The organism is Oxynema mangrovii CENA135 (assembly GCF_016632315.1).
Classification (GTDB): domain Bacteria; phylum Cyanobacteriota; class Cyanobacteriia; order Cyanobacteriales; family Laspinemataceae; genus Oxynema; species Oxynema aestuarii.
In genome coordinates, this window is record NZ_JAEOXH010000001.1 from 1,149,972 (window position 1) to 1,172,461 (window position 22,490).

The 22,490-nt window shown below is 52.3% G+C and carries 13 protein-coding genes; 7 read left to right on the forward strand and 6 right to left on the reverse strand.

The annotated features are described in order from the left end of the window. Nucleotides 1-17: 17 nt before the first annotated feature. Nucleotides 18-1,751, reverse strand: coding sequence for a serine/threonine protein kinase (locus tag JJD41_RS04465; RefSeq protein WP_200664895.1), 1,734 nt, complete (start codon nucleotides 1,749-1,751; stop codon nucleotides 18-20). A gap of 486 nt (nucleotides 1,752-2,237) precedes the next feature. Here JJD41_RS04465 and JJD41_RS04470 point away from each other — a divergent pair, with 486 nt between their 5' ends. The 4 genes from JJD41_RS04470 to JJD41_RS04485 all read left to right on the forward strand — a co-directional run bounded on the left by JJD41_RS04470 (nucleotide 2,238) and on the right by JJD41_RS04485 (nucleotide 5,483). After that, nucleotides 2,238-3,668, forward strand: a complete 1,431-nt coding sequence (locus JJD41_RS04470; protein WP_168568955.1) for a form I ribulose bisphosphate carboxylase large subunit — start codon at nucleotides 2,238-2,240, stop codon at nucleotides 3,666-3,668. Nucleotides 3,669-3,944: 276 nt separating this feature from the next. Then, on the forward strand, nucleotides 3,945-4,346 hold the full coding sequence (rcbX, locus tag JJD41_RS04475; protein ID WP_200664896.1) for a RuBisCO chaperone RbcX: 402 nt from the start codon (nucleotides 3,945-3,947) through the stop codon (nucleotides 4,344-4,346). A gap of 75 nt (nucleotides 4,347-4,421) precedes the next feature. Further along, on the forward strand, nucleotides 4,422-4,757 hold the full coding sequence (locus JJD41_RS04480; RefSeq protein WP_168568957.1) for a ribulose bisphosphate carboxylase small subunit: 336 nt from the start codon (nucleotides 4,422-4,424) through the stop codon (nucleotides 4,755-4,757). Nucleotides 4,758-5,048: 291 nt separating this feature from the next. After that, the gene (locus tag JJD41_RS04485) at nucleotides 5,049-5,483 is read left to right on the forward strand and encodes an Hsp20/alpha crystallin family protein (protein ID WP_200664897.1); all 435 of its coding nucleotides are present in this window, start codon (nucleotides 5,049-5,051) and stop codon (nucleotides 5,481-5,483) included. A gap of 507 nt (nucleotides 5,484-5,990) precedes the next feature. On the opposite strand, the gene JJD41_RS04490 is transcribed toward JJD41_RS04485, so the two are convergent. Continuing rightward, nucleotides 5,991-6,305 (reverse strand): P-II family nitrogen regulator, encoded by a 315-nt coding sequence (locus tag JJD41_RS04490; protein WP_200664898.1) that lies wholly within the window; start codon nucleotides 6,303-6,305, stop codon nucleotides 5,991-5,993. 581 nt (nucleotides 6,306-6,886) lie between these two features. Here JJD41_RS04490 and JJD41_RS24635 point away from each other — a divergent pair. Both JJD41_RS24635 and JJD41_RS04500 read left to right on the forward strand, forming a co-directional pair. Then, nucleotides 6,887-8,071, forward strand: a complete 1,185-nt coding sequence (locus JJD41_RS24635) for a transposase (protein ID WP_234488498.1) — start codon at nucleotides 6,887-6,889, stop codon at nucleotides 8,069-8,071. Nucleotides 8,072-9,081: 1,010 nt separating this feature from the next. Next, on the forward strand, nucleotides 9,082-10,218 hold the full coding sequence (locus JJD41_RS04500) for a sodium-dependent bicarbonate transport family permease (RefSeq protein WP_200664899.1): 1,137 nt from the start codon (nucleotides 9,082-9,084) through the stop codon (nucleotides 10,216-10,218). A 153-nt stretch (nucleotides 10,219-10,371) separates the two neighbouring features. Here the strand turns inward: JJD41_RS04500 and JJD41_RS04505 are convergent, their stop codons facing one another. The 3 genes from JJD41_RS04505 to JJD41_RS04515 form a co-directional block, all read right to left on the reverse strand. Next, nucleotides 10,372-11,964, reverse strand: a complete 1,593-nt coding sequence (locus JJD41_RS04505; protein WP_200664900.1) for a methyl-accepting chemotaxis protein — start codon at nucleotides 11,962-11,964, stop codon at nucleotides 10,372-10,374. Nucleotides 11,965-12,295: 331 nt separating this feature from the next. Then, nucleotides 12,296-12,928 carry a recombination mediator RecR gene (gene recR, locus JJD41_RS04510; RefSeq protein ID WP_168571827.1) on the reverse strand — a complete coding sequence of 211 codons (633 nt, stop codon included), beginning with the start codon at nucleotides 12,926-12,928 and terminating at the stop codon, nucleotides 12,296-12,298. Nucleotides 12,929-13,435: 507 nt separating this feature from the next. Further along, the gene (locus tag JJD41_RS04515; protein ID WP_200664901.1) at nucleotides 13,436-17,524 is read right to left on the reverse strand and encodes a PAS domain S-box protein; all 4,089 of its coding nucleotides are present in this window, start codon (nucleotides 17,522-17,524) and stop codon (nucleotides 13,436-13,438) included. 952 nt (nucleotides 17,525-18,476) lie between these two features. Between JJD41_RS04515 and JJD41_RS04520 the strand changes: the two genes are divergently transcribed. Beyond that, entirely contained in the window at nucleotides 18,477-19,187 is a 711-nt protein-coding gene (locus JJD41_RS04520; protein WP_200664902.1) for a response regulator, read from the forward strand. A gap of 129 nt (nucleotides 19,188-19,316) precedes the next feature. On the opposite strand, the gene JJD41_RS04525 is transcribed toward JJD41_RS04520, so the two are convergent. Then, nucleotides 19,317-22,475 carry an efflux RND transporter permease subunit gene (locus JJD41_RS04525; RefSeq protein ID WP_200664903.1) on the reverse strand — a complete coding sequence of 1,053 codons (3,159 nt, stop codon included), beginning with the start codon at nucleotides 22,473-22,475 and terminating at the stop codon, nucleotides 19,317-19,319. Nucleotides 22,476-22,490 lie beyond the last annotated feature (15 nt).

The window sequence follows — 22,490 nt, forward strand, 5'->3', positions numbered from 1 at the left end:
TCTTGTCTCTTCCTGCTTCAGCGCCAACCGAGCAATCGCAACAAGGGAACGAGGAGATAATAGCTAACGCCGAGGCAAAAACTGCCGAGAATTCCCAAAAGGCTGAAAAAAACGAGACTTTCCCAAAATTCAGGCCAACCGGGAGCGGTGGTTAGGGTGAGAAAGGGAAACCAGGCGGGGGCGGAAAAAGCGTATAAACCCACCATTAATAAGGTGGCGGTGCCGATCGCGCTGACGGTGGCGTGAAAAAGCTGGTAACGCGGCAATCCCAAACCGAGGGCAACCGAAGCGATCGCGATCGCGCTGAAAATCACTAACTCCGGTACGGCGATCGCCTCACCAAATAAACTCCGATTTAAGGTCAACGCCCCACAACTATATCCAAAGATCCCCATCGCCCCGGCGATGATAAAGCGGCGATGTTGTCCGAAACTCCCTGCTTCGGTCAATCCCAGGGCGGTTCCGAGTCCGGCGAAGGCAAACAGTAACACCACCGGATCGATCGCCACCTCCGCCCCGGGAAACCATTGCGCGATCGCGCCGGAGAGGCGATCGCTCAGTCGCAGTCCGACCCGGGATCCGTAAGTCAGACCGAAGCCGACACTCGCCCCAATGCTGGCGCCGAGTCCGCCCAGCAACATTCCCATCAGCGTATCCCAACAGGCGCGCCAACTCCAACCGAGGACGCTCAAGCTGGTTTGCACGACGGCGGCGATCGCCCCACCAGCGAAGCGAGTGACCCGGGCGATCGCTCCTCCTCCTCGTTTGAGCGCGGTTCCCACGACTTGCAAGGCGATCGCGGTTTGCTTCCAGGCGATCGCCCCCAGACTCGGTTTTCGCTGGCGGACGAGGGTCTGGATTCCCGAGAGATTGCCCAAAATGGCACGAAATTCGGCGACATCGGCGGGGCGCTCTTCCGGACGCCCGGCGATCGCGCGATCGATTGCGGCTCCCAATACCGGGGAAACCGCCACCGCCTGACGCCAGCGACATTCGAGGGTCATCGGATCGTCGAATTCTCCCGGCGGTTTTCCAGTCAGTAAGTGAACGCAGGTGCGACCTAACGCATAGAAGTCCGCCGTCGGGCCGACCGATCCTCCGGCGATTTGTTCCGGGGGACTGTAGCCCGGAGAAAATAAGCGGGTCGAACTCCCCTGGACGGCGCCGAGATGTTTGGCGCCGCCAAAGTCGATCGCCACGATCTGTCCGCTTGTCGCCCTCACCATCAAATTCGCGGGTTTGAGGTCGCGGTGGATAATGCGATGTCGGTGCAACTCTTCTAAAATATCGAGGGTTTGGTTGAGCCAGTCCACTACCTGAGATTCGCTAAAGCCCTGGGGATGGCGATCGAGCAGATGTTGTAAGGTTTCCCCCTCGATTTTTTCCATCACCAAACAGGGCAGCGATCGCGCCTGGGGAAAGTTCAGGTGAAGGAGAAAATAGCCGTCTGCTTCTACCCGAGGGACTCCGGGATGGCGCAAATTCATTAATACCCGCGCTTCTTGCTCGAACAGTTCGACGGCTTTCGGTTGGGTTTCGGTTAAGACTTTGAGTACGCATTGGCGATCGTCGCGACTGTCGTGAGCGAGATAGGCGATCGCAAATCCCCCGGTTCCTAATTTTTGTAAAGCCCAGTAGCGCCGCGCCACGCACAAGGGCGTGCCACAACTTTGACAAAATTGATTCCCCCCACTTTGAGGGAACGGTCGCGAACAATCGGGATTGATGCAGTGAAGCTCGGTGAACTGCATGAAAATGCTCGACAGTCAATAAATAGTTGATTCTCGATCCAATCGGGGCGATCGCAACCACGCCGTCCCCCTCCCGACTTTCGATCCCCCAGTCGCGATCCCCGGCGTCGATCCCCTTCGTAAAGATTTATTGTTATGCCCTCGGCGATCGCCCCTTCTTCAGTCAAAGACGATCCCTTTCCGTCCGCACTCCCTTTCCATACCATAAAAAGGCAATTTTAAGATGTAACAAAAAATTAAGTTTTGCTACAGGGGATAAACAATAATTATCTGAGAATAAAAGATATTTGAAGTTTATCTTATCGGATTCCTGATATATTTAATTAGCAAACGAACGCAAGCAGCCTGCTGATTCCGTGAACCCCCCCAGAGCAGGAGCTAGAGACTTACAGGTTCCACCACCTGGGAGCGCGAAAAGCACTCAAAAGGGAACTGGGAGACAGGCGAGGCTGCGGAAAGTTTAGAAGATTCCTAGGAAGGGGGATTATGTCTTACAGTTCGACTCAAACGCAGTCAAAATCCGGCTACGACGCTGGGGTAAAAGATTATAAACTGACTTACTACACTCCGGATTACACTCCCAAAGATACCGATATTTTGGCAGCGTTCCGGATGACCCCGCAGCCTGGAGTGCCGCCGGAAGAAGCAGGAGCTGCAGTTGCGGCTGAGTCGTCCACCGGGACCTGGACCACTGTGTGGACCGACTTGCTGACCGATTTGGATCGCTACAAAGGTCGTTGCTACGACATCGAACCTGTTGCCAACGAAGATAACCAATATATTTGCTACGTTGCTTATCCGTTGGATCTGTTTGAAGAAGGCTCCGTTACCAACATGTTGACCTCGATCGTGGGGAACGTGTTCGGGTTTAAAGCCTTGCGTGCCTTGCGTTTGGAAGATTTACGGATTCCGGTTGCTTACCTGAAGACCTTCCAAGGCCCGCCCCACGGGATTCAGGTCGAGCGTGACAAGATCAACAAATACGGTCGTCCCTTACTCGGTTGCACGATCAAACCGAAACTGGGTCTGTCCGCGAAAAACTACGGTCGTGCGGTTTACGAATGCTTGCGCGGCGGTTTGGACTTCACCAAAGACGACGAAAACATCAACTCGCAGCCGTTCCAACGCTGGCGCGATCGCTTCTTGTTCGTCGCCGACGCCATCCACAAAGCTCAAGCGGAAACGGGCGAAATCAAAGGTCACTACCTCAACGTCACCGCCCCGACTTGCGAAGAAATGATGAAACGGGCCGAGTTCGCCAAAGAACTCGAAATGCCCATTATCATGCACGACTTCTTGACGGCTGGCTTCACCGCCAACACTACCTTGGCGAAATGGTGCCGCGATAACGGCTTGTTGCTGCACATTCACCGCGCCATGCACGCCGTGATCGACCGTCAGAAAAACCACGGGATCCACTTCCGCGTCTTGGCGAAATGCTTGCGGATGTCCGGTGGCGACCACATCCACACCGGAACCGTCGTCGGTAAACTCGAAGGCGAACGCGGCATCACCATGGGCTTCGTGGACTTGCTGCGTGAAAATTACGTCGAACAAGACAAGTCTCGCGGGATCTACTTCACCCAAGACTGGGCCTCGATGGGCGGCGTGATGGCCGTTGCCTCCGGTGGGATCCACGTGTGGCACATGCCCGCGTTGGTCGAAATCTTCGGCGACGACTCCGTGCTGCAGTTCGGTGGTGGTACCTTGGGTCACCCCTGGGGGAACGCTCCCGGTGCGACCGCGAACCGTGTCGCTCTCGAAGCTTGCATCCAAGCCCGTAACGAAGGCCGCAACTTGGCTCGCGAAGGGAACGACGTGATCCGCGAAGCCGCGCGCTGGTGTCCCGAACTGGCTGCCGCTTGCGAACTCTGGAAAGAAATCAAGTTCGAGTTCGAGGCGATGGATACGGTCTAATCGAGATCGTTGGTGGGAGGGAAAGAGCAAGAGCGCATCTTGTACCTCCCCCGAGATCGCCTGTTAGCCGCAGGTGGACGGAGTGCCTGAAGCGTTGGCAATCGGGCGCGATCGCCTCAAAGGGAGTTGTGGATTTCAAAGTATCCCTCACTGCTGTTTGCCGCAGGGAAAGGGGGTAAGGTGGTGTATCCAAATCGAGCATTTGGCTCCATCTGATTTGAGAAGAATAAAAAACTTCGCTACAAGCAACTCACGCGATCGCCATTGACAACCGTTATGGATATCAAACAGATTGCCAAAAGTACGGCCAAAGTCCTCGCCAGCTATTTAACCTATCAGGCGATGCGAACCGTGATGGCTCAGTTAAGTGAAACGAATCCACCTTTAGCTTACTGGCTGCAAAGCTTTTCCAAAAGCGACAAAATGCAAGATGGAGAAGCCTATCTGGAAGATTTGATGCAGGCCAAACCCGATTTAGCCTTACGGATGATGACGGTAAGAGCGCATTTGGCGGAGGAAATTTCAGATTTTTTGCCGGAAATGGTTCGCACGAATATCCAACAAGCCAACATGGAACATCGACGGCAACATCTGGAGCGGATGACCAGCATTAGTGTTGGCGATCGCGATCGCGAAGACACCGCCTCCAAGCCGAACGCAGACGAGCATTCCAGTTGACCCTTCGGGTTTTGGCTCCGGCCAACCCCATCAAGCATTCATCGTAGATCCACGAGCATATCGAGTAAGCAACCCATGAAAACTCTGCCTAAAGAGCGTCGTTACGAAACTCTTTCTTATCTTCCCCCCCTCACCGACGCCCAAATTACCCGTCAAGTCCAGTACATCTTAGACCAAGGTTACATTCCGGCGATCGAGTTTAACGAAGACTCCGATCCCACGGTCTACTACTGGACCATGTGGAAACTGCCCTTGTTCGGCGCTCGCTCTACTCAAGAAGTGCTCAGCGAAGTTCAAGCCTGCCGTTCCGAGTATCCCAACTGCTTCATCCGCATCGTCGGTTTCGATAACGTGAAGCAGTGCCAAATCCTCAGCTTCATCGTTCACAAACCCGGTGGCAGTCGCTTCTAAATTCTCGCAGCCCTGAAACGGAGCGAAAATTAGATCCAGTTTAGAAAAGGGACGAAACTCCCGGTGAGTTTCGTCCCTTTTCTATGGTTATTGTTTATTTTTAGAAAAAAACGCTACACTGACCTCCTTTGTGGTTCGTGGAGTGCGGCAATTTGCACCTTTTGCAGGCACAAAACCGAACTCGGGCGATCGCCGGACCTCGATAAAGTAAATAACAGAAAGAGGTACAAACCAACTCATCCAAACCTACCTCATCCACTTACAGCAGCGAAACTCAGGAGGTCGAGAATTATGGCACTGATTCGTTGGGAACCCTTCCGGGAAATCGATAGCCTGCAACGGGAAATGAACCGCCTGTTTGAAAGTCTCTCCCCCGACGGAGAACGCACCGGAATCGCCTTTGCCCCCCCTGCCGAACTCGACGAAACCCCAGACGCATTCGATTTGAAATTAGAAGTTCCAGGAATGGAACCGAACGATCTCGATATCGAAGTCACCGCCGAAGCCGTCCGCATCAGTGGCGAACGCCGCAGCGAAACCCGCAGCGAAGAAGGTGGAACCACCCGCACTGAATTCCGCTATGGCAAATTCAGCCGCGTGATTCCCTTACCTGCGAAAATCCAAAATACCGAAGTGAAAGCCGACTACAAAGACGGCATTCTCAAAGTGCACCTACCGAAAGCGGACGAAGAAAAACATAAAGTCTTCAAAGTAAGCGTCAGCTAAGGGCAAATTCACTCCAGTAAGGGCCAAACCGTCCGTTTCGACGAGACAAGCTCGATAAATCGCGGACGGTTGGCCACCGAAACGACAACAAACGACAACAAGGGTTAAGATTCCAGAGGGGAAATGCGATCGCACTTCCCCTTTTTTTGATTTGATTGGTTTGAGTTCAAATTGTTGCAACTTGATTGTCTGGCGGAGGGGACTGCGATCTGGGGCGATCGTTCGCTGAGGGTAGTGCAAACGGTTTTGGAACCCCCTAGTGCCAGTGTCGCCTTCGAGGACTATCAAGTGATGTTGGCGAGGAAACATAAGCAAATTCCGCCTGGGTGTTCGGTGACACTCCTGGCGGATCGCGGTTTCAATCCTAAGCACCTGTGGCAACGGCTACAGATCCATCAGTGGGAATAGGTCGTGAAACTCTCGGATTGAGTTCTCAACGCTGGTGACGTTCTCACGATGAAACCTTTGACCGTAGACGACTTTTCTGCACCACTAAGGGGTTTTGGGTCAGAACGTGTGCGCGTGTAGCACCTCCGCGTCACAGATATAGGTGATGCCCGAATAATCGTCGAAAAACCGCGCTGCAACCTCATCCGAGATCTTCAAGGCGATCTCTCGATTGGCGGTGAGTATCTCGATTTTTATATTCGAGTAGAAATCGCCAACGGTGGGTTGTCCCGACGATCGCACGTTGCGACTCCCTTTACCGCCAGCAGCCACCACCGTATAACCGGTAGCCCCGGCTTCGTCGATGATCTTGGCGATCTTTTTCAGCAACAACTTTTCCGTGACAATGACGAGCTTGCTGGTTTGCTGGGTCATGTGGGTTACCTCTTGTTGTACTTAATTAACGCCTTGATTATACATCAAATACCCAAGACAGTTAATTCGCACGAATTGAACGGTGCGAATTGCCTCATCAATGGCAGAGTATTGAGTTGTACTTGCTTTGCTTTTGTACTCGTTGACATACCTCACCGTCCTCAAGGAGCGGTGATTCCTTGACACTTCACCGAGACTGGCTACTCAGTAGTGTTACCGTCTCTCCACGCCCGTTTAAAGTCTCCCAATGCCCTATGGCGACTGACTGTATTGTAGGGGAAAAATTGTCAAAGTCGTTCCGCAAGGACGGGGTTTTAGACCCAAGTTTTTTTGATAACAAACATTACTTTACCTTTTGAAGCGTAACTGTGCAATAACATCAAAGTAGCTGTGTCAGGGCCGATACAGCATTTTCCTCTGCTATGCAAGACATTTAGATCCCCCTAAATCCCCCTTAAAAAGGGGGACTTTCCTCGCTGACTGCCTGACAGAAGTAGGTGAAAGCCAAGAAGCACGAGGACATGAGCGAAGAGGGTAGAGAATCATGAGAAGCTAGAGTTACCACACAACAGCCTAAACACATGAGAACCTCTACCCATTTGTATGGTCAACTATTCAATCAATTAAGTCAACATAGCCGCGTCTGCGATTGGCGCCACTTAAAAGCGCTGGCATGGATGGTGAGTGCCTTGCTCTATAGCGGAGAATTGAATCTGGCTGCATGGGAGCCATATGTGTTGAGTCGAGCGAAGAAAGCGCAAAGTACGGAGCGGCGCTGGCAACGATTTATGGACAATAACCGCATTCGCGTGATGGCGATTTACTTACCGTTGGTGCTAGCGGCTCTGAGTGGATGGAAGCAACAGCGATTGTATTTAGCCTTGGATACGACGGTTTTGTGGGAGCGCTTTTGCATGATTCACCTGTCGGTAGTGTGCTGTGGACGGGCGGTTCCCTTGTTGTGGCGAGTCCTAGAACATGGCAGTGCCACTGTTGCCTTTGAGGAGTACCAACCGGTTTTGCGCCGTGCTCGATGGCTGTTGCGGCATCATCAGGATGTGATGCTCTTAGCCGACCGAGGCTTTGCCAATCATGAATTAATGAAATGGTTACGGCACAGCCACTGGCATTACTGTCTGCGATTACCCTGTGATGTCTTGATCCACACCACAAGACGTTATCCTTTGAAGGTTGGGACGCTTTATCCTCCCCTCGGCGAAGCCAGACTTTATCAAAATGTGGGCTTGTGGCTTGACGGCGAGCATCGCTGTAACTTAGTCATTGCAACGGTACAGGGAGCTAAAGAATCTTGGGCAGTGGTCACTGATGAACCTCCGAGCTTGCAGACACTCTGGCAGTATGCCAAAAGGTTTCAGGTAGAGGAATTATTTTTGGATAGCAAGTCGGGTGCTTTTGAGTTAGAAGACTCACGCTTGCGCTCTGCTGCCGCCCTTGAACGCCTTTATCTGGTCGCTGCTATTGCCTTGCTGTTTGCTACCTCCCAAGGCATGGCGGTGCAGATCGCTGGCTTCAGGCAACAGGTAGATCCGCATTGGCGACGTGGTATAAGCTATCTCAAAATTGGACTCCGCTGGCTGCGAGGGGTAATTCATAAAGGACGGACTTTGCTGCCTTGCGTTGCGTTGTTACCCAATGACCCTCAACCTTGTTTCGCCTCCCTCAAAGCCAAGCATCACTATTATGACCACATCTGGTTTGATCGAGTTCGCTCCATTGTTTGTAAACCTGGTCATACTGTCAATTAGAAAAGATGTGTCAGGCAGTCAGCTTTCCTCGTTCTCCCCGAAATCCCCCCAACCCCCCTTTGAAAGGGGGGCGAAGGGGGGATAGGAGGATCGGCACTGTACCTCATCAGATCGCCCGAGTGCTGTAGGGGCAACAGGTTTCTGATGTCGTTGTTGTAGAGAGCCAGGATCTCGAAGGTAGTCAATTCACTCAGAGGCACTAAATCACGAGTGGCATTGTTGCCGATGAAGAGATGTTTGAGGTTTTTGAGCGATCGCAACGGGGTAAGATCTTCACTCTGGTTGATGCTTGGCGACACTTAGGTGAGTTGAGTCAAGCCAGGCAGTGGTTGTAAGTTCTGCAACTCAAATCACTCTAGCACCAGAGTATCTTCTTAGCTTACGAGCGCATCCGCCTCGGCGCAATCTTGGGGGCCAACGATGGTTAAGAGTGGGTCAACTGTATGTTGAGTGGCAGGCGGCAGGTCCGATCGTTCTTCGCACCACTTGGTAAAGCCCTTAATTGATTGATATTTCATTAATGGATGTTTGCTAGGGGGATAAGCTGGACACTCCGAGTCCGATCGCCACAAAGGACGGCGCAAATCAGCCAACAGAGGGAATGATACTCATTTTACTCTTTGGTAAACGGCATGTCCCATTGAGAAAGGCGATCGCAATTCAGATTAACCAGAAGCGGGGATCTCCAAACAAAAAAAAGAAAAACTTATGATTTGAATTTGACATTGTATTTCAAATCCATGTTAGAGAGCGCAAAAATCTGTACATTTCAGGATAGACTTAAACACATCGAGATTCAGGTCTTAATAGATCTCGATCTATAGGAAGTCCTGCACGACAGCGACACCTTCGATCCCCATTCGGAGAACAACCCTCTCCGAACCCCCTGTCAAAAGGTTCTAGCATAACCCCTGTGTTGTAGGGGGGAAGCGCTTTACCCTTAATTTTTAAAGCTCACTTATCACAATAATCACTCCTCGTTAGAGGAGGTGGAAGGAGGTATTCGATTCGTGGATTTTTTATCCGAGTTCTTGACGAAATTCGGGGCGCAGTTGCAGTCCCCGACGCTCGGCTTTCTCATAGGTGGTATCATCATTGCCGCCTTCGGTAGCCGATTGCAAATTCCAGATGCGATCTATAAATTCATCGTCTTCATGCTGCTCATGAAGGTCGGCCTGAAGGGCGGCGTTGCAATCCGCAATGCCGATCTGGCGCAGATGCTCTTGCCCGCGCTGTTCGCCGCAGTAGTCGGGATTCTGATCGTGTTCATCGGGCGCTACACACTAGCCAACTTGCCGGGTGTCAAAACCACGGATGCCATTGCGACCGCAGGCTTGTTCGGTGCCGTGAGTGGCTCTACCCTCGCCGCCGGAATCACGGTACTGGAAGCGCAAGGTATCACATACGAGCCCTGGGCCGGCGCACTCTATCCCTTCATGGACATCCCGGCGCTCGTGACGGCGATCGTCGTGGCCAGCATTTATACAAGCAAGCAGAAGCAGCGCCGTGCCGCAGAAGAGAATCTCAGCAAGCAGGAGGCTCTCAGCAAGCAGCCCGTTGCCGCAGGCGGCTATCCCAGCGAGCCGGAGTATCCCACCACCCGGCAGGAGTATCGCAATCAGCAGCGCGGTGCCGCAAGCAATCGGGTCGAGATCTGGCCGATCGTCAAGGAAAGCCTCCAGGGGTCTGCCCTCTCGGCACTGCTGCTCGGCCTCGCTCTTGGCCTGCTAACCCGTCCGGAAAGTGTTGTTGACAGCTTCTACGAACCCCTCTTCCGAGGCTTGCTTTCGATCCTGATGCTGGTCATGGGTATGGAGGCTTGGTCGAGGATTAACGAGTTGCGTAAAGTGGCTCAGTGGTACGCTATATATGCCTTCGTGGCACCTTTGCTGCATGGGTTTATCGCCTTCGGTCTCGGCATGATTGCCCACTACGCTACGGGATTCAGCCCTGGCGGTGTCGCTCTCCTGGCCGTCATCGCCGCCTCCAGTTCGGACATCTCCGGACCGCCCACTTTGCGTGCTGGGATCCCGTCGGCCAATCCCTCCGCTTACATCGGCGCGTCCACAGCCGTCGGCACCCCGGTTGCGATTGCCTTGGGAATACCGCTCTACATCGGGCTCGCTCAGACGCTGATCAGTAGCTGATTACAGACCGGTCGCAGTCTGCCGGTGCTACCCCAGCCCGGCGACCGACCAACCCGGTGACGATGTCAAGGTCTGCGTCGTCTCCATTCAGCAGACGGGTGGTTAGAAATAGTAGACCTTTTGCCAAATTCAATGGGCGCTCTATTTAGAAGTTTATTTTTCGTCTTCTTCAGAATTTAATAAGTTCGGATTGAAGGGGTTGGTATTGTCTTCTTGAGAAGATATTGGCGGTTGAATTAACGTGTTTTCTGCGGATTCGGGACTGTTTAAAGACTGGACGAGTTCGGTGAGTTGTGCTTGTACGGAATTGAGATCGTTTCCGAGTTTAGAAATACGAGAGGCGACGACTTGTCCGCGATCGCGATCCGGGGAAGTTTCTTCTCGCCAAGCAGCGACGAGGCGATCGCCTAATTTTGTTATTCCGATATTCATTTGTTCCGTATAAACCTGTAAAAGATCCACCAATCGCGTCAGTTCTCCCTGGACTTCTACAAAGCGATCGCCCCGCGTTGTCATCCGTTTTTGTAAAGCGTCGATGGTTTTCATCACCGAATGGAAAATCTCGGCGCTTTGTTGCAGTTGCGCCACAATTTGACCCAGGGAGGCTTGGTTCGCTTCGGTGACGTCGAGAACTTGAGTGGATTTTTTACTAATCTTGCCGACTTGTTCGCCTAAATGAATCATTTCTTGACTCGTACTTTGTAGGGAGGCGATCGCCAGTTGGATCGCCTGAGTCGATTGATTTAACACTGCAGCCGATCGCGATAAATCGCGCTGAGTATTGGCTAAATGTTCCGTCGAATTCGCTAATTTATTAGCAAATTGAGTGCGTTCAAAGGTTTGCGCGGATTCGCGAAAAATAGTTGCGCCAGACATCATCGAACTGGCGGATTCCATAAAGCGATTGTACACTTGTGTCGCTAGGTGATTGGCTTCGCGATTTCCTTCAACGATTTGGTCTACTTTACCCCCTAAAGAAGTTTCGACAGCTTGACTGACCGCGATCGCAAATCGATCCCCTAAGTTATTTAATAACCCTTCTATGCGATCGACGGCTTTATCGAGAGGCGATCGCTTGCCTAATGCAGGTTCGTAAATATTGGTCAAATAGTCTTCTAAATTTCCGATCAGTTGGTATTTAGCAATTGTCGTATTTCGTAATAGATTGACAATCGTTAAAATGGCACTACAAGTGACTGCCGTCAGGCTACTAATAAAAGCAATCCCCATCCCTTGTAACGGTCGCTGAACCTGGGTAATCAAATCGTCAATACTACCTACCCCAAATTCGTTAATCGTTTGACTTAAAAGATTGAGATTGATCGTAATTCCGAGGAAGGTTCCGAGGAGTCCTAATGCGAGTAATAAATTGGGAAAAAAGCGACAGAGATAATCTAATTGTTCGTTGCGATAGAGATATTGACTGTAAACGCGATCGATGAGGGCGGAAGTATTGAGTTGTTCTAAATTGGGGTGCATTTCATACACCCGGCGTTCGAGTTCTTCGACAATTTTCGGCTTTTTGCCGCGCGGTTCTTGGTCGATTAAGTAACTGACGCGGTGACTGAGATATCGCAAATGCTGATAAATTCCGAGGCGAATTAAAATGGCGATCGCCGTCAGAATGACGAGAATAGCTGTAAAAACAATCAAATAAGGAGGAAACATTGAAGATCCTTCAAATAAGGGGGGAAATAAAGCAGAAACGACGATCGTTCCGGCGATCGCGCTGATATATTTGTACATCGTCTATCAGTTGAATTGGAATATTTTTATCTTTGTAGAGTAAAGATCGATCGATGTTAAATAGAGAGACATTTACAGACCTTATCTATTATTCCTGTATTTATTCCTGCATTTAGGAGAACGACTGTAGGGGTGAAAAACTTTTGGCTCTTTCTGAGGTTTACTAAACAATTCAGGAATCTTTTAAATTATTGAAAATATTTCTAAATCCATGAACTTACGGTAAGTTGTGACGCGATCGCACAATTTTAGTTTCAAGTTATTTTTACAGGGAGGAATTCCCAGATTCCGGGACGCAGGTCGCGCGTCCCTTTCTCGATGGATTTTAACTCTATTCTAACTCGCGGCGTCCTTCTAAAGCGCGGGCTAAAGTGACTTCGTCCGCATATTCTAAATCTCCACCCATCGGCAATCCAAAAGCAATTCGAGTTACTTTCGTAAACGGTCTTACCAATTGTCCGACATAGAGGGTTGTGGTTTCTCCTTCGACACTAGGATTAATTGCCAAAATAACTTCTTTCACTTTTTCCTGACTGACTCGGCGCACTAAGGCTTCGACGGTTAACTGTTCCGGTCCGATACCGTCCATCGGCGAAATAACGCCCCCCAAAACGTGATACAGTCCTCGATATTCGCGAGTTTTTTCTAAAGCAATTAAATCCCGCGATTCCGAGACGACACAAATGGTACTTTTATCCCGATTGGGATTGCGGCAAATTTCGCAAATGGGTTCGGCAGAAAGATGAAAGCATTGCTGACACAAACCGACTTGTTGTTTGGCTTGAATTAGAGCTTCGGCGAGGGCTTCAATTTCGGCATCGGGACGCTTTATCAGATATAAAGCCAATCGTTGAGCTGATTTGGGTCCAACTCCGGGTAAACGTTGCAGTTGCTCGATGAGGCGAGCTAAAGGACGAGTATAAACGGGAAGCCTCCTATTTAGGGGATAAAGGTCGTTTTTTATTGTAGCAATTGGGATGGGGTGTGGGGAGTTGGAAGGGAAGGGATTAGAGGTTATAGCCAACAGCCAAAAGGTAAGAAGACCCAAGCAAGAAGAGGTGAGAAGTTATTAGAAGTTGGGAGGGACGGCCTTTTTTACGATCGCGAGTTACACCCACTCGACCTATCCTTCCGGTGGAAACACTAACTCAACCAATCGATGATGGCTTTGACAACATTGACAACATTGAGAATTGCTATATTAAAATTTGGCCAATTTTGCGGAATAGTTAAAGTGGGTCTTGTAGTCTTTCTAGAGATGAAAATCAATGAGTGAGTGTAGGTTTATGAAGATCGAGAAATAATTAATTTTCAATTCATTTAAGCCATTAAAATTAGGCACTAATAAAAATAGGCACTAAAAAGGACAAGCGATCGCGGCGATCGCCGAATGTTCAATCTCGATTCAATCTACATCCTGTATGGAGGCTTAAATTTCAAATTTTTAATCTAAAATCTAAAATCTAAAATCTCAACCCAGGACGCGGCGAGGGAGTTCGATCCGAAACGTCGAACCTTGCCCGAGTTCGCTTTCGACCGTGATTTTCCCCTGCATAAGGGAGACCAAAGAATTAGCGATCGCCAATCCCAAACCCGTACCGGAATACTTGCGGGTCGTGGTTTGATCCACTTGTCGGAAAGCTTCAAAAATATGGTGGAGATCGGCTTTAGGAATGCCAATCCCCGTATCGATGAGGGCGATCGCGATCGCCTCCGAACCGATTTCGCTCACTTCAACGCGAATCGAACCGGATTCGGTAAATTTAATCGCATTGGAGAGCAAATTGGCGATCGCCTGTCGCAGGCGGAGGCGATCGTTATAAACCGTCGCATCGCTTAAATCGATGTCGATTTCCAACGCTAGATTTTTGCGATCGGCCAAATTTCTCAACTCCTCGCAGGTAGCGCGCACGAGCAAATCTAACTCGAACTCTTGCAACTTGAGTTGAGAATTGCCCGCTTCGATCTTCGATAAATCGATAATATCGTCAATTAACTGCAGCAAATGCCTGCCATTTTCGACAATCCGCTCCACCATTTGCTGTTGTTGCGCCGCAAGGGGATGGCGCCGCGATCGCAACAACACTTGAGCAAAACCGAGGGCCGCATTCATCGGCGTTCGCAGTTCGTGAGACATGGTGGCCAAAAACTGGGATTTGAGGCGGGAGGCTTCGCGCAATCGGGCATTTTGTAACTCAATTTGCTTTCGTTTGGCGTCGAGTTCCTGATTTTGCTGAGCCAGGATCTGATTCTGCACTTCGAGCAATTGCTCGCGTTGTTCGAGGATCTCGATCGAGCGGGCATTATTAATAGCAATCGCCGCTTGTTCGCCGACCGCAACCACCATTTGACGGCGACTTTCGAGATCGAAACTTTCCGAATTTTGCCAGTTACCGACCAACAGCACCCCCAACCGTCCCGCTTGCGCCGATTCAATCGGAACCGCGTAGACGGCGGCGGGAATTTCACCTACGTCTATCCCCTCACCTTCGCTACCGACGGCGATCGGGTGCTGGCGCAAGTGAGCCGTTCCCGTAGAAAACACCTCGTGCAGTAGGGAATCCTGGGTCGCCAACGGTTTACCCAGGGGTAAATGTTCCGTACCGCTTCCGGCGGCGGCGCGCAATTGCAGCACGTCGCTGTCGTGGTCGTGCAGGACGATCGCGCAGAACTCGGCGCTGGGAATCGCATTGCAGACACTTTCGACCATTAATTGCAACAACTCCGGCAAATCGGCAATCTGTTGGTTGAGCCGATTGGCTAACTGCTGCAACGTACTTAGTTGCCGTTTCTGCTCGTCCAAACTGGCAACCGTTTTGCGCAACCGTTCCCCAGTTTCTTGCGCCTCGCGATAGAGGAGGGCTTTTTCGATCGCCAAAGCGGCCCGACGGGCTAAATCTTCGGCAACGGCGAGATCGGCTTCCGTATAACATCCCGGAGTGGACGACGACGATCGACCGGACGGCCCGCGCACCAACAGGATCGAGCCGAAGGTTTGATGTCCGAAGCGAATCGGCAGGCAAATATAAGCGCTACAGCCCAGCGATCGCAGTAATTCCAACTGTTGCGGATCGACGGCGACGCGATCGAGTTCTTCCGGTTCGATCTTCAAACAATAATCCGCCGCTTCGGTCAAGTGAAACACCGCATCCGGTCTCACTCCCGTAGAGGCGCCGGGACTGGGGGAATGGGATGCCGCCAGAGATTTGAAATAGGGATAGGTGCCGTCCGCATCCACGGGATAGCGCCGTTGCAACTCCCAGACTTGCTCTTTTTTGGCGGGATCGACGTGACCCACGGCCAAGCAGCGACTGGATCGGGTCGCTCCCCGGGTCGTTCCGGAGGGAGTTTCGATCGCGTCGATCGCGCACCAGTCGGCCAATTCCGGCACGATCGCGTCGGCGAGATTTTCTAAGGTGGTTTGGTAGTCGAGGGAGGCGGCTAATAAGGTGCTGGCGCGGGATTGAAACAGGCGCGAGGCCGCGATTTGCGCTCGTTCGTCACTCAAGCGCGCTTGGGCGGCTTCGGCGGCTTGCAGGGCCGACTTTTCGCGCACGACTAATTCATCTTTGAGTTGTTTGGTGGCTTCGAGTTGTAAGCTTTGCTTGCGTAGGAGGCGATCGAGTTCCGCATTGAGGGCGCGAATTTCCGCTTCTTGTTGCTTGCGCGCGGTGATATCGCGAGAAACGGCGATCGTTTCGGTTTCTTGGATGCCGTGGCGATCGTAGCGCACCCGTCGCATGGTGGTCTCGAACCAGATGTAGGTGCCATCTTTGCGACAGTGGCGGTAAGTCAAAGTACGGGAGGGGTCGCGATGCTCCTGGGGAGACCCTGGGCGATCTCCGTTACCTGCTCTATTGTCGGCGAAATCGTCGATCGCGCAGGCGGCGAGGTCTTCGGGATGGAAAAACTCGCGCCAGTCGTGTCCGACCAGTTCTTCCGGTTCGTATCCGAGCAGGTGACGACACGCCGGGGAAGCGTACAGGTAAACCCCCTCGCGATCGTGCCGCGAAATCAGATCGGTGGAATATTCGGCGATCGGGAGATCGCGTGGTTCGCGCTCTGGCAATGCTCTTTCCCGTTGCCGATCTTTGGCAATTTCGGTAAACGCGGAAACCACCGCGTAGGGCCGGGGTTCCCCGGGATGGAATAAGGGGATGCAGTCGAGAGAAAGCCAGCAGAGCTTACCGTCGGGCTGGTGGATCCCGATGGTGCAGTCCAATTGCGATCGCCCGCTTTCCAAGGTGACTCGTACCGGGTGCGTGTCGGCGTTAAAGGGGGAACCGTCTTCGCGGATCGCCCGCCAACGGGAGTCACCGTAGGAACGACCCTCGATTTGCTCCGCCGACAGTCCTAAAATCTGTTGGGCGCTGTGGTTGCTCTCGGCGATCGTCCCGTCGGTGGAATGGACGAGAATCCCTTCTGTGAGGGCATCGACTACCGCACGGTAAAGCCGTTGTTTCTCCCGCCAGGGTGTCCTGACTGCGTTAGGTGTAGGATCGTCATTCATACGTCGGAAATCGGGCATATTTTCGGGTTGGATCGCTCCGAAATGCCCGTTGTGTTTGAGGGCAGGATGGCTCGGCACGCTCGAAGAAGATCCGATGCTCGGCAGCAGTAAACTCCACCCCGAACCGCAGCGTGTCTCGGTTCCCATACCAAAGGGGGAAAAAGCGTGCAAGTGGTGGGGGAGGGATCTGATCCGGTTTGGGGAGTTCGGGTCGTGGGGTCGTGCGTTGTTGAAGCCGTCGTCGGTCGAGCTGTTTTCGATCGCGCAATGCTCCTGGGGAGACCCGGCGCGATCGCCGATCCCCAATCCATCATTTTCTCGGAAGAATTGCAAGAGTAAGGCCATCCATCGGTACGTTTGGCGATCGGACGGGGAGAAGGATCCCTCGGCATCTTTGAGGGGAAATTGGGGGCGATTCGCGAAGGCGCTGCTAATTTCTTGCAACCCTTGGCGCAAATACTGTTTGCCCTCGAACCCCTTCGGATTGTTGTTGAGATTCTCCTTGGAGTTCGACTCGTTGCCCCCCATCCATAGGGAAAGCTGTTGCAAGCATTCGGCGAGGTAACTTTGTCGTCGTTCGATGTAGCGAATCGCTTGTTTGAAGGGATGAATATCGGTGTAGGTTCCCCACCATTCGACAATTTTGCCGTTTTTGTCGTATTTCGGGTTCGCCTGCGCTAACATCCAACGATAGGCTCCATCCCAGCCGCGCAAGCGAAAGGCGACTTCTTGGCAATCGCCGCGCTTTTCCTGGGGAGACCCGGCGCGATCGCGGGCGATCGTACTTTGGAGGTTATGGCGGTCTTCAGGATGGACCGCTTCTAAAAAAGCCCATCCCAAACTGCGCTCCGGTTCCAAGTGCGTATAGGCTTGCCAACGTCGGTTGAAATAGCCGATCGCCCCGTCGGGATTGGCTTTCCAGACGATTTGAGGTAACAGGTCGATCCAGTCGTCCTCGGCGAAAGAACGCCCTGATTTACAGTTCGGGCGATCGGCCAACCTTGAGAGTTGAGGTTCCGGATCGGCGATGGGATCTCGACGTTGTTTCATCGGTCTTTATCTGCTTGTCAACTGTTTTTAAATGACAATATGCAATTCTTTTATTTAGCCCTTGAATCGAATGAATCGAGAGTAGGGGCGATTCGCGAATCGCCCCTACGGCGATCGCGCCGGGTTTCTCCAGGAGAATCGCGACTTGACCCCGGAAAACCGATCGCTCCTTGCCAAAAGTAATCGGCAATTCAAGACCCGATTCTACACTTGGATCGATTTAAAATATAAGCTAGTTTAGTTTCATTTTTGTCTCTAAAAAATGGGTCTTCTTATTTTTTATTCCTTGTCAATAGGCTTTCCTGATTTTCATGGTTCGCTTGTTCGATTTGTGCGATCGCCCGGAAGAGCGATCGACCCTACGAACGGTTCGACAAAACCCTCGATTTAGGCCAAGTCCTCTTAACCTTTTGGGTAATTCTCCACAACTCCGTCAGTGCGACAATCAGAACGGCGATCGCTACAATTGAGCCGTTAAAATTGCAAATTCACCCTTTTGGTCAACTTCCAAAAAGAACGGCAATCCCCCCTTTGCGATCGAATTTTCTGTAGGGGCGATTCGCGAATCGCCCCTACAACCGCGATAAGGTATCATTATCTAAGGTGCCGAAACCAGGAGATTGAAAAACGAATTTCAACGTCCCAACATTTGCCGATCGCTCCCTTCCAAACCAACCCATCAACAAACGCTAAAATTACCTCAAGTCTTCTCGAATCACTTTATTGCTTTTAATTCGGGAAAAACGCGCGACCGCCCCTGAATAAAGCCAATTCGAGAGTCTTGTGGAGGCCGAGGGTCGAAGGGTTCGACTCCCGGAAGGATGGAAGATCGGCAAAAATGCCTAAGATCTAGATAACTTAACTGTATCGAGAGGGTTGCCCTCTTAACCTCTATCTGTAGGGGGAGTTTCCCAGTTCTTCAGTTCAAAGTTTCATTAAAGATAGGTGGAAAATGAGTGAAATTCGCGTGGCTCTAGTCGAAGATCATGACTTGACCCGGATCGGTATCCGAACGGCTTTGCAGCAGTCGGACGAACTGGAATTTATCGGAGATGCGCCCAACGGCAAGTCTGGGTTAAAGTTAATTCTCGATACTCATCCCGATCTGGCGATCGTCGATATTGGCTTGCCAGATATGGACGGGATCGAGGTGACCCAACGCCTCAAACAAGCTCAGGAGGACGACAAAAATCCGACCCGAGTACTAATTTTGACGTTTCAGGATAGCGAAGATGCCGTCTTGGCCGCTTTTGCTGCCGGGGCCGATTCTTATTGCATGAAAGATATTAATTTTGACGAGTTGCTAGAAGTCGTCAAAGTGACTCACGAGGGGAATTCCTGGATCGATCCGGCGATCGCGGGGATCGTTCTCAAACAGGCACGTCAATCGCAAACGGAACGAGAGACGGCGGACAATACGGTGAGCATCAAAGGTCCCAAACCGGAAGTCAGCCAAATCCTCGAAGCCTATCCACTCACCGAGCGCGAGTTGGAAGTCTTGGAGTTAATCGTGCAAGGCTACAACAACGCCGAAATTTCTGAAAAACTCTACATCACCGTGGGAACGGTCAAAACTCACGTCCGCAATATCTTAAATAAACTCTGCGCCGACGATCGCACCCAAGCGGCAGTCTTGGCGTTGCGATCGGGTTTGGTCGGCTGATATTGCGGAGGCTTCCCTCTAGAAACAACTGGACGACGATCGAGAAATCTAGAGGAATCTTGAGACAGTGGCGGGCATCTTGCCCGTCCCACCGGGGGAAAGATCGGCCCTACAGGCTCGATTCGGCGTTTATTTTGATTTTATAGATAACCCAGTTTTAGAAGGAACCGATCGCAGACGGTGGCGACGGCGGGACTTCCCGGTAAATAGGCCGACGATCCACCGTTGTAACCCGTCGATGTAGGTAAACAAAACCGGAACGACCACTAACGTGAGCAAGGTAGAAGTCGAAAAGCCGCCGATTACCGCGATCGCCATCGGGGAGCGCACTTCAGCCCCCGCCCCCAGTTCCAAGGCGATCGGCATCATTCCGGCGATCGTCGAAAGAGTCGTCATCAAAATCGGACGCAGGCGGGAGATCCCCGCCTCCACGACCGCACTAAATTGCTTCATCCCCTGCTGTTGGTTGGCGATTGTACAATCGACCAGCAAAATCGCGTTTTTGGTCACCAATCCCATCAACATCACGATGCCAATTAACGCGAACAACCCCAATTCTTTCTGCATCAGCATCAGCCCCAACAACGCCCCCCCAATCGACAAGGGCAGCGCCGCCATAATCGTCACCGGGTGCAAAAAGTTGTTATACAGCAGCACTAAAATTGCATAAATTGACAGGATCGCCAATCCCAACGCCCCTAAAAAGCGGCTGAAAATATCGCGCATGATCTTCGCATCTCCCGAAGGTTGCTCGGAAACCCCGGGAGGTAAGGGATTCATCGCAGGTAAGCCCTGCACTTCGGCTAAGGCATCCCCGAGAGAAATTCCCTGTAAATTGGCTTCGACCACGACCTGACGGGCGCGGTCGTAGCGATCGACCTGAGCCGGACCACTGCCGATCGAAACCCGGGCTACCGCCGCTAATGGCACCGTTCCCCCGGTCTGGCGGGGAATTTCCAAATTGTTAATCGTATCGAGATCCTCGCGGAAGCGTTCGGCAATTTGCACCCGAATCGGGATTTGACGGTCCGGCAAGTCGAATTTGGCCAAATTCGCCTCGTTATCCCCGATCGTCGCCAGGGAAGCGGTGCGGGCGATCGCCCGCACGGAAACCCCCAAATCTCCCGCCCTGGCAATATCCGGCTCGATTAAAATCTCCGGCTTGACCAAACTCGCCGTCGAGCTGACTTCCACCAAGCCCGCAATCCCGCGCATTTGCGCTTCTAGGGCATCTGCCGCCTGTTTCAGCGCCGCCGGATTCTCACTTTTAAGGACGATCGATAAATCCTTGCTGCCGCCCCCGGCCCCGGAAGACTGGAAACTGACCCGCGCCCCGGGAATTTGCAGGAATTTTTGACGACTTTGCTGCTCGAATTCCTGCTGGGTCACCGGGCGTTCTGCCTTCGGTTTTAAATTGACGTAAAGGGTCGCCTGATTGACCGCGCGATCGCTGCCTCCCGTTCCCGCAGTGGCTAAAATACTCGATACTGCCGGGTCGTCCTGTAATAACGCCATCGTCTGCTGCATGGTGCGATCGGTGTCTTCGAGGGTCGAACCGGGGGGCCGTTCGATATTGACCGTACTCAGTCCCGTATCCCCGTTACTGAATAAGCCTTTGGGAATATACGGCACCAATTGCAAACTGCCGATAAATAACGCCACTGCAATTAACAAGGTCGCGATCCGATGACGCAATCCCCAAGTGAGCAAACGACGGTACAACCCGAGTTTGGGGACGGCGATCGCCCCTTCGGATGTACTCGTTTTTACCTTCGGCTTTAACAAATACGCCCCTAACATCGGCGTCATCGTCATCGCTACCAAGGTCGAGAACATCGTCGAAACCGATACGGTCACGCCGAAGGGCTGGAAAAACTGACCGGGAACGCCCCCCATAAATGCCACGGGTAAAAAGACCGCTACGATCGTCGCCGTGGTCGCCAGGACCGCCAAGCCGATTTCCCGGGCCGCATCCATCGCCGCGCGATAGGGCTTTTTCCCCATCGTTAAATGTTGGTCGATATTTTCGATCGTGCAAATGGCGTCATCGACTAAGTTCCCGACGGCGAGGGATAAGGCGAGCAAGGTCATCCCGTTGAGGGTATAGTCGAGCGATCGCATCACCATAAAGGTCGGGACGATCGACAGGGGTAAAGCAATCCCGGTAATTAAGGTCGCGCGCCAGTCGCGCAAAAACAGACCGACCACGCACACGGTCAACACGCACCCCGCCACCAACGCATCGATCGACGCTTGATAAGAATCGCGAATCGCATTGGCCCGGGTGAAAATCAGCTTGAGATCGAGATCCTCCGGTAAGGTTGTTTGCAACTCGGCGACCGCTTCGCGCACCCCTTCTTCCACGGTGACCAAGGTACTCCCCGTCGATCGCAGTACCGAGAAAGAGACCACCGCGCGGGCGATTTCGCCGTTCTCCGACGGGGATTCGCCCACCTCCCAAAACCTCGCCAGTTGGCGGGCTTCGGCGAACCCGTCGCGGACTTCGCCCACACTGGACAAGGGAACCGATTCTCCCGACGGTAGGAGAATTTCATAATTGCTCAGGGTGGCGACATCCGGGGCGCTACCGAGGGTGCGGATCGTTTTTTCCCGTCCTCCGGCGTCGCTGCGACCGCCGGGAAGGTTGATATTGAGGGCGCGGATTTGGTCGTTGACTTCGGTAGCAGTAATTCCGAGGGCTTTGAGGCGATCGGGATGGAGTTCGACGCGCACTTCCCGGTCTAAACCGCCGACGCGATTGACTTGGGCGACGCCGGGAACGTTGAGTAAGGCGCGGCTGATGGTGCGATCGACCAAATCGCTCAATTCTTCGACCGATCGCCCCTCGGAACTGACCGCGTAGGTCATAATCGGTCCCCCGGCAAATTCCAACCGTTGCACGATCGGATCGTTAATATCTTGGGGCAGTTCTTGCCGAATTTGGGAAACGGCATTGCGAACGTCGTTGGTGGCGCGATCGCTATCCGTTCCTAAAACAAAACTAATGGTGGTCGTCGAGATCCCGTCGGTCACCGTGGAAGTGAGTTCGTCGATATTCCCCAATCCCGCGACCGCATCTTCAATCGGTTTGGTCACCTGAGATTCGAGTTCCGACGGTCCGGCCCCCGGTTGGGTGACGGTGACGGTGACGGCGGGAATGTCGATATTGGGGTTATTGTCAATTCCCAATTGTCCGAAGGACATCAATCCCACCACGGTCAGAATTAAAAAGGCGACTAAGGTGGGAACGGGTTTTTTAATTGCTGCGGTGGAAAGATGGAAAGACATTGGGGAATTTTTTGA

What these genes read in the sequence shown, in the direction of transcription:
- JJD41_RS04515 (WP_200664901.1), bottom strand. Translation starts at nt 17,524, where the DNA reads ATGAAACAACGTCGAGATCCCATCGCCGATCCGGAACCTCAACTCTCA.
- JJD41_RS04520 (WP_200664902.1), top strand. Translation starts at nt 18,477, where the DNA reads ATGAGTGAAATTCGCGTGGCTCTAGTCGAAGATCATGACTTGACCCGG.
- JJD41_RS04505 (WP_200664900.1), bottom strand. Translation starts at nt 11,964, where the DNA reads ATGTACAAATATATCAGCGCGATCGCCGGAACGATCGTCGTTTCTGCT.
- JJD41_RS04480 (WP_168568957.1), top strand. Translation starts at nt 4,422, where the DNA reads ATGAAAACTCTGCCTAAAGAGCGTCGTTACGAAACTCTTTCTTATCTT.
- rcbX (WP_200664896.1), top strand. Translation starts at nt 3,945, where the DNA reads ATGGATATCAAACAGATTGCCAAAAGTACGGCCAAAGTCCTCGCCAGC.
- JJD41_RS04490 (WP_200664898.1), bottom strand. Translation starts at nt 6,305, where the DNA reads ATGACCCAGCAAACCAGCAAGCTCGTCATTGTCACGGAAAAGTTGTTG.
- JJD41_RS04465 (WP_200664895.1), bottom strand. Translation starts at nt 1,751, where the DNA reads ATGCAGTTCACCGAGCTTCACTGCATCAATCCCGATTGTTCGCGACCG.
- JJD41_RS04485 (WP_200664897.1), top strand. Translation starts at nt 5,049, where the DNA reads ATGGCACTGATTCGTTGGGAACCCTTCCGGGAAATCGATAGCCTGCAA.
- JJD41_RS24635 (WP_234488498.1), top strand. Translation starts at nt 6,887, where the DNA reads ATGAGAACCTCTACCCATTTGTATGGTCAACTATTCAATCAATTAAGT.
- JJD41_RS04470 (WP_168568955.1), top strand. Translation starts at nt 2,238, where the DNA reads ATGTCTTACAGTTCGACTCAAACGCAGTCAAAATCCGGCTACGACGCT.
- JJD41_RS04525 (WP_200664903.1), bottom strand. Translation starts at nt 22,475, where the DNA reads ATGTCTTTCCATCTTTCCACCGCAGCAATTAAAAAACCCGTTCCCACC.